Annotated in this window: 7 protein-coding genes; 3 read left to right on the plus strand and 4 right to left on the minus strand. The window is 34.2% G+C overall.

The window, feature by feature from the left end; genetic code table 11:
* Together pbpC and IPK91_02140 are read left to right on the plus strand one after the other, a co-directional pair.
* Entirely contained in the window at positions 1-2,364 is a 2,364-nt protein-coding gene (pbpC, locus tag IPK91_02135) for a penicillin-binding protein 1C (protein ID MBK8296090.1), read from the plus strand.
* A gap of 93 nt (positions 2,365-2,457) precedes the next feature.
* A complete protein-coding gene (locus IPK91_02140) occupies positions 2,458-3,525 on the plus strand; it encodes a PorV/PorQ family protein (GenBank protein ID MBK8296091.1) in 1,068 nt (355 codons plus the stop codon).
* A 63-nt stretch (positions 3,526-3,588) separates the two neighbouring features.
* On the opposite strand, the gene IPK91_02145 is transcribed toward IPK91_02140, so the two are convergent.
* Both IPK91_02145 and pepT read right to left on the minus strand, forming a co-directional pair.
* A complete protein-coding gene (locus tag IPK91_02145) occupies positions 3,589-4,242 on the minus strand; it encodes an LON peptidase substrate-binding domain-containing protein (GenBank protein ID MBK8296092.1) in 654 nt (217 codons plus the stop codon).
* A complete protein-coding gene (gene pepT, locus IPK91_02150) occupies positions 4,235-5,482 on the minus strand; it encodes a peptidase T (protein MBK8296093.1) in 1,248 nt (415 codons plus the stop codon). The genes IPK91_02145 and pepT overlap by 8 nt, the downstream gene beginning before the upstream one ends.
* Before the next feature lie 67 nt (positions 5,483-5,549).
* Between pepT and IPK91_02155 the strand changes: the two genes are divergently transcribed.
* The gene (locus IPK91_02155; GenBank protein MBK8296094.1) at positions 5,550-6,836 is read left to right on the plus strand and encodes an NAD(P)/FAD-dependent oxidoreductase; all 1,287 of its coding nucleotides are present in this window, start codon (positions 5,550-5,552) and stop codon (positions 6,834-6,836) included.
* Here IPK91_02155 and IPK91_02160 read toward each other — a convergent pair.
* A complete protein-coding gene (locus IPK91_02160; protein ID MBK8296095.1) occupies positions 6,826-7,005 on the minus strand; it encodes a hypothetical protein in 180 nt (59 codons plus the stop codon). The two genes, IPK91_02155 and IPK91_02160, sit on opposite strands and share 11 nt — an antisense overlap.
* Positions 7,002-7,343 (minus strand): hypothetical protein, encoded by a 342-nt coding sequence (locus IPK91_02165; protein MBK8296096.1) that lies wholly within the window; start codon positions 7,341-7,343, stop codon positions 7,002-7,004. Before IPK91_02165 ends, IPK91_02160 begins: the two co-directional genes overlap by 4 nt.
* Positions 7,344-7,428 lie beyond the last annotated feature (85 nt).

Consider the following 7,428-nt stretch of genomic DNA (forward strand, 5'->3'; position numbering starts at 1 on the left):
TTGAGAATTGGTTATGGTGTATTGACGGCTCTATTTGGATTGTTTATAGCAATTGTGATCTCCGCTCCTTATTTTTTTAAGGATTTGGAATTTTCAAAGGTATTATACAGTCGAGAGAATAAATTACTTGGTGCCAAAATCAGTAAGGATGGGCAATGGAGATTTCCGGCCACGAAATCGGTTCCTGAAAACTATGCTCAATGTATAGTAAATTATGAGGATAAGCGATTTTATGCTCATATTGGCATTGACCCTCTTTCAGTCTTACGTGCAATTTATCAAAATTACAAAACCGGAGAAATAAAATCAGGAGGTTCAACCATTACCATGCAATTGGCTCGATTGCTGTTAGGCAATCCAAAAAGAAGTATTTTTAATAAGATTAAAGAGTCGTTGCTTGCTGTTGGCATTGAATTTAATTTAAACAAAAGCGAAATTTTGAATTGGTATACTTCATTAGCACCTTACGGTGGAAATGTAGTAGGATTAAATGCTGCACTTTGGCGATATTTCCAAAGAGATGAGATCGAATTGAGTTGGGCAGAAGCTGCTTTATTAAGTGTATTGCCCAATCAGCCATCCTACATTCATCTAGAAAAAAACAGAAAATTATTGTATTTAAAACGTAACCGGTTGCTCAACTTGCTTTTTTCAAAAGGTATCATTGACAAATCACTTTATGAGTTATCTATATTAGAGGAGATACCTGATAAAATTTTTAATATGCCTCAGGTTTCAAATTTGTTATTGTCGTATTTAATTTCAAAATATCCTCAAAAACATCAATTCAATACTACGATCGATGCCTCAATTCAAACTAAGTTTTCAGACATAAGTATAAAGTATACAAAAGCATTTAAGCAAAATGAAATCCATAATCTGGCTATTTTATTAGTTTCGAATCAAACGGGAGAAGTGTTAAGTTATTTGGCCAATAGTTCGGATACTTCAAAAACGCTTCGAAATACCAAAGTTAATAATATTCATTCCTTAAGGAGTTCAGGTAGTGTATTGAAACCCTTATTGTTTGCCGCTGCATTAGATAGAGGAATCATTAGCACGAAGCAGCTTCTACCTGATATTCCTACCTTGATTTCAGGCTTTAGACCAGAAAATTATTCTCGGATGTTTCAGGGTTGCGTACCTGCAGACCAATGCATTCAACAATCTTTAAACGTTCCCGCTGTACGATTGCTTCAGCAATATGGCGTTCCATTATTTTATGATAAATTAAAAGCCTTAGGTTTTACAAGTCTTTTTAGGCCTTCCAGTGATTATGGATTAGCATTGATTCTCGGCGGGGCAGAAATAAAACTTTGGGATTTAGCAAATGTGTATGGAAATTTGGCGAATCAATTGATAGTTTTCCAAAATTCAAAAGCATTATCTGTTCGAAATTGGAACATGCATATACTCTCACACGATTCAGATGCTATGAAATCGGAAACTTTTGCTAATTCAATTTCTAAATCTTTAGCATCGGTACTTTCTTTGGGTGCAATTTCATTGATGATTCAAACAATGATGGGGACAGAGATGTCAAATGATCAAAGTGCAAATTTTTATAATTCAAAAACCAATAAAATTGCATGGAAGACAGGCACTTCTTTTGGGTTTAAAGATGCCTGGTGCGTTGGATTATGTCCTGAATACACCGCAGTGGTTTGGGTAGGAAATTCCAGTGGATTGGGAAGACCCGGATTAATTGGGCTGCATACAGCCGCACCGCTTATGTTTGAATTAATTGGACAACTAAATTGTTCAGCTACATGGCCGATTCCTTATGGTGAAATGCATCCTATTGCTGTTTGTAAAACCAGTGGATATCTTCCTTCTCCTGATTGTGAAGAAATAGATACTATATGGAATCCAATTAAAATAAATGAACTGGATGTTTGTCCTTATCATCATTCGTATTATGTTGATGAATCTGAGAAATACAGAATTTTTTATGATTGCGATTTGAAGGGTCATTTGAAAAATTATTTTGTACTTCCACCAGTTATGGAATCATATTATAAAATAAATAATCCTGGATATGTATCTATTCCACCTGTTCGAAATGATTGTAGATCATTCCAGGACCAACGCATCAACAAAATGGAATTTGTTTATCCGGATAAAGGCACCGAAGTATTTATCCCAGTTGATTTAACAGACAATACACAAAAAATTGTTTTAAAGGCAACTCATAAGGACAATCAAGCGCATATTCACTGGTTTATTGATGGAGTCTATTTGGGCTCAACGGATGCCAATCCGCATGAATGGGCTATAGATCCGAAAATCGGAAAACATCAGATTTACATAATGGACGATACTGGTGAGTCTGCAACGGTAACGATCAACTGCCACAAGCGGTAAAAACTATACAATTTGTACACGTTTTTTGCGTTTAAATTGTAGCTATTAATATATTATAAATATTTGTTATATATTTGCATTGAAATTCATACTATGACTTTAAAAAGTGTCATTTGGCTGATTTTGTTTCCGCTTTCAATTTGCGCTCAAGCGCCTAAATTTAGCAATGATTTTCTGAATATTGGGGTAGGAGCCCGTGGAATGGCATTGTCAGGGGCAGTTTCAGCTTCTTTAAATTCAGTACAAGCAGCCTATTGGAATCCAGCTGGATTAATTAATATCAATTCAAAATTTCAAGTAAGCGCCCAACATGCTGAATGGTTTTCTGGTATTGGAAATTATGATTACGTAGGTTTTGGAAAAACATTAGACGATCAGTCTTTAAGTTATGGGAGTATTAGTTTAATCAGAATGTCTATTGATCAAATTCCGAATACACTTCGATTGCGAGGACCAGACGGAAGTATTGATTATAGTCGGATTGAAGAATTCAGTGTAGCAGATTATGCACTTTTGGTTTCTTATGGACGAAAATTGAATAATAGTCCATGGTCTGTTGGGATCAACACTAAAATAATTCATAGAGGATTTGGCTCGTTTGCAAAATCCTGGGGATTTGGATTTGATGCAGGCGTTCAGTTTAAGAAAAACAAATGGAGCTTTGCTTTAATGGGAAGAGATATTACAACAAGCTTCAATGCCTATTCATTTTCTTTTAGTACAGAAGAAAAAGCGGTTCTTCAGCAGACGAATAATTCAATTCCATCTAATTCTGTGGAATATACCTTACCGAAAATCGTAAGTGGCATTGCGTATAATTTTAAGTTGATTGATAAAATCGGATTGTTGACCGCAGTTGATTTGGAATGGTCAACAAATGGTATTGAAGCATCTTTAATTTCATCTAATCATTTTAATATAGATCCAAAACTTGGAATTGAGTTGGATTATAATAAGCGCATGTTCTTGCGTCTAGGAGCAGGAAATTTCCAAAGAACTTTAGCAGTTGACGGAAGTGGTTCCAAAGAATTATCATTTTATCCTACAGCCGGATTAGGCATTAAAATTGCAAAAATTACAATTGATTATGCGATGACTAATATTGGTAATGCAGGTATTGGATTGTATTCACATTTTTTTTCATTAAATCTTGATTTCTAGATTTGAGTAATCAATGATCTATGTTTTTAAGCGGGGAATTTATTTAATAATAGTTTAGCAAATTCAAATGATTCCTATTATAGATTCTTTTCCAAAATTGCGAAACTCTCCATTCATATTCATGTTTTTTAGCCATTCTTTTCGCGTTGTGCTTTGAGCAATCATGAGTTCCAATTGATTTAATAATTTTTGAAGTCGTTCGTTTTCAGTTTTAAGAGCACTAAATTGATATTCCTCCTTTAAAGTGAACCCAACGTAATGTCCTAATTTATAACTTCTAAATTGTTCCCAAAGAATGGAATGATAGGGTTGTGCTTGATTGATTTCACAAAGAACCCCAAATTGTTGTTTTATTTTATCCAATAATTCTTGGTCACCCATACTGATATCAGCTATTGCTTCGGCTTCAATAGCTCCATAGAGTTTTCCAGACCAACGATTGTGTAGCGCAATATTTTTAACTTGACCAATAGCTTCCAGACGAATATCCAATCGGCCATCCTCATAGGTTTTTACAATTTCTTGAAGTCTTACCAGCGTCCCGTATTCCTGAATTCTGTCATCAATTATTGGCAGGATAGCAAAAACTAGCCCCGTATCAGAGCAATCTTGAATTAATTGCTTATAGCGTTGTTCAAAAATATGAAGTCTGATTTCTTCATCTGGAAATACCACTACAGGAAGCGGAAACACTGGAATTTTATGAACCTTATCCATTGCGTTCCCAAATTTGACAAATTCTTACAATTACTTCAGCTGCTTTTTGCATGTCTTGTTCACTAACCCATTCTTTTTTTGAGTGGATCGCTTGTTCACCTGCAAATAAATTTGGACAAGGAAGCCCCATAAAACTTAATTTACTTCCATCAGTACCGCCTCGAATTAAACCTTTGTTTGGCTTAATGCCAGCCTCGATCATTGCTAATTCAGCATATTGTGTAACCTGAGGGTGGTCAATTAATATCTCTTTCATGTTTCTATATTGTTCTGTAACTGAAAAAGTATAACTACTACCAGGATATGTTAATAAAACCTGCTTTACTAATTGTTCCAAAACATCTTCGTGTTCTTTAAGTTTCTTCGTATCAAAATCTCTAACAATCAAATAGATTTTAGCTTTTTCCAATTCGGCTTCCAATTTAACAGGGTGTACAAAACCTTGTCTCCCTTCTGTAACCTCTGGAGCTAAAAATTCTTTGGGCAGGGATGCTATAAATTCAGATGCTATTTTTATTGCATTTTCCATTTTGCCTTTAGCGTAACCTGGATGTGTAGAAACTCCTTCAATCGTTATATGAACTGCATCAGCAGAAAATGTTTCATCTTCTAAATCTCCGAGTGGGCCACCATCTAAGGTATAGCCAAAATCAGCATTTAATTTTTTCATATCGAGGTAAGCCACACCTTTTCCAATTTCTTCATCAGGTGTAAAAAGTATTCTTATCGGTCCGTGTTTGATCTCAGGATGATTTTTTAGATACAAGGCTGCTTCCATAATGGCGGTAACGCCTGCTTTATCATCTGATCCCAATAAGGTGAGTCCACTAGCGGTTATAATGTTTTCACCTGACTTAGAATTTAAAGCAGGGTAGTCATTTGGGCTAATTACAATTGAAGGATCATCTGGAAGGACCATATTTTGGCCTGCGTAGTTTTTATGTAACAAAGGTTTTACATTACTGCCACTGCAATCAGGTGCAGTATCAACATGAGCACAAAAACAAATGGTAGGTAGCTTTTTGTCACTATTTGAAGGAATCATAGCAAAAACATATCCGTAAGCATCTAGCTCAACCTGGTCAATTCCAGCTTCTTTTAGTTCATTATAAAGTAGCCTCAATAAATCAAATTGCTTTTTTGTAGAAGGATACTCCGATGAGGTGGGATCCGATTGTGTATCAAGTTTTGCATATCTAATAAAACGTTCAGCAGTGTGCACGAATTCAGTAAAAAACATAAATGCGTATTAATTGTTATTTTAAGTGAAACTGGTATTAAGCCGTAAAAATAATCAAACTTTAACAATGCCCTTTAACATTCCAATATCTAATAAACCTAGAATTGTAATAATTGGAGGTGGCTTTGCCGGTTTTAAATTTGCAAATCGAATTGATAGCCGCACTTATCAAATAGTACTTATTGATAAAAATAATTATTTTCAATTTCAACCCCTGTTTTATCAGGTAGCTATGTCTGGAATTGAACCAAGCTCAATCTGTTTTCCACTGAGGAAAAATTTCAGAAATAAGAAGGATATGTTCATTCGTACATTGGATATTACTGAAGTTGATCCAGCTAATAAAGTTATTTATACTGACACAGGATCCTTGAGATATGATGTATTAATAATTGCTACGGGCTCTCAAACAAACTATTACGGAAATCTGAATTTTGAAAAGTATACAATTCCTTTAAAATCGGTGTCAGAAGCATTGTACTTGAGAAATTGCATTCTAAATGATTTAGAACAAGCTGTTTTAAGTAATGATGCCAAAGCTCAAGAACGTTTGATGAATATCATAATTATTGGGGGAGGTCCAACCGGTGTAGAATTGGCAGGGGCGCTTTCTGAAATGAAAAAACATATCTTGCCAAAGGATTACCCTGATCTTGACGCTTCTAAAATGCAGATCCATTTAATCCAGGCAACTTCCAGATTACTTGATTCAATGTCTCAAAAAGCATCCTTAAAAGCATATGAAGAATTAGATAAAATGGGGGTATCCATTCATTTGAATACGAAAGTTACGAATATTCACCATGAACAGCTTGAGCTTTCAAATGGTATGTTTTTAAATAGTCAAAAAATCATTTGGGCTGCCGGTGTTGTCGGAACTCCCATCAAAGGACTTGAAGCTGCACATAATGCTCCCGGTAGAAAAATAACAGTAAATCCATATTGTGAAGTCCCAATATGGAAGGATGTATATGCGCTTGGTGACATTGCGTATATGGAAACATCTAAATATCCTGCAGGACTACCAGGATTGGCACCAGTTGCTTTGCAACAAGCTAGTTATTTAGCCAAAAGATTAAATAAATCTAAATTAAAAGGTAATCGAGTTTTTAATTATTGGGACAAGGGAAGTATGGCCACCATTGGGCGTTCAAAGGCAGTGCTGCAATACAAACAATTGTTTTTAAGTGGATTCATTGCATGGATTGGCTGGCTTTTTGTTCATATTTATTACCTGATTGGTGTGCGAAATAAACTTATTGTATTTATAAATTGGCTTTGGAATTATATTATTTATGATCAAGCACTGCGCTTAAATATTAAACCTAAAATGCCAGGAACCCCTAAGTTTTAATAAGTTTCTCTAAGTAATTTACATTGTTTTTGTTTTGTCCAAAATCACCAAACAAATTCAAATACCTGGACTTTGATTTAAGCCAATATTCCGTGCTTCCATCCTGAATAGAATTAAATTGAATTTCAATTTTTTCTGTTCTCCAAATGTCTTCCTTTAAATCAATCACGATTGTATTTTGATAAGAATAAACAACGCTTTCAAGAAATTTATAATCGTTTTTATTCTATTTAATAATCGCACACTATCAAGTCTGCTATTAATATTTTTTTGATACTCTGGAATTAAAGTAAAACTTAAATCTGATGAATCAAATTTTAAACCAGTTGCCCGATAATTAAAATACTTAAATGCTGTGACAAACAAAGTTAAAAATCCAGCATTAATAAATATCCCATAGAAATTATTTGAATTGGATGATTCTACAAATAAGGTATTAATGCCATAAAAAATAAGCACCACTAGCATTGAAATAAGAAATTGTCTTAAAATATATATTAAGATCATTTCAAAAAGTAATTATATAAAATCAAATTATAAATCAGAACTCAAATCTTAAGTCCATACAGAACTTAAGATTTGAGTTCATTGA

Source organism: Saprospiraceae bacterium (genome assembly GCA_016712145.1).
In the GTDB taxonomy this organism is placed as follows: Bacteria; Bacteroidota; Bacteroidia; order Chitinophagales; family Saprospiraceae; genus Vicinibacter.

Excerpts from the sequence above, each read along its gene's own strand:
- IPK91_02155 (MBK8296094.1), top strand. The coding sequence starts at position 5,550 with ATGCCCTTTAACATTCCAATATCTAATAAACCTAGAATTGTAATAATT.
- IPK91_02145 (MBK8296092.1), bottom strand. The coding sequence starts at position 4,242 with ATGGATAAGGTTCATAAAATTCCAGTGTTTCCGCTTCCTGTAGTGGTA.
- IPK91_02165 (MBK8296096.1), bottom strand. The coding sequence starts at position 7,343 with ATGATCTTAATATATATTTTAAGACAATTTCTTATTTCAATGCTAGTG.
- IPK91_02140 (MBK8296091.1), top strand. The coding sequence starts at position 2,458 with ATGACTTTAAAAAGTGTCATTTGGCTGATTTTGTTTCCGCTTTCAATT.
- pepT (MBK8296093.1), bottom strand. The coding sequence starts at position 5,482 with ATGTTTTTTACTGAATTCGTGCACACTGCTGAACGTTTTATTAGATAT.